At 68.7% G+C, this 259-nt stretch carries 1 protein-coding gene; it reads right to left on the bottom strand.

What is annotated here, in order from left to right; translation table 11 throughout:
• Positions 1–259: hypothetical protein (locus R0J92_RS24205; RefSeq protein WP_411053554.1), on the bottom strand; the 259-nt coding region annotated here is incomplete at both ends.

Below are 259 nucleotides of genomic sequence, written 5' to 3'. Positions count from 1 at the left end.
CCGGAGAAGGCGAACTTGCGGCTGAAGGCCTTCTTCAGAAGTGCGGCACCACCAAGCACAATGCCAAGCGCCGGGAGGGCCGCGCCGATGGCGCCCAGCCCGCCAGACGCGCCGGAGCGCAAACCACCAAGGTTGGCAAAGCTCGATCCCAGCCCACCACCGGAGAGCACCCCGCCAAGACCAGAACCCAGCCCGCCGAGGATGCCACCGCCGCCCAACAGGCCGCTTGCCCCCTGCCCCAGAATACCGGACAGCAGAC

The sequence above is a fragment of the Tritonibacter sp. SIMBA_163 genome (assembly GCF_046535935.1).
GTDB classification, from domain to species: Bacteria; Pseudomonadota; Alphaproteobacteria; order Rhodobacterales; family Rhodobacteraceae; genus Epibacterium; species Epibacterium scottomollicae.
Note: the sequence above shows the minus strand (reverse complement) of the source record. Positions and strands in the feature narration are given on the sequence as shown.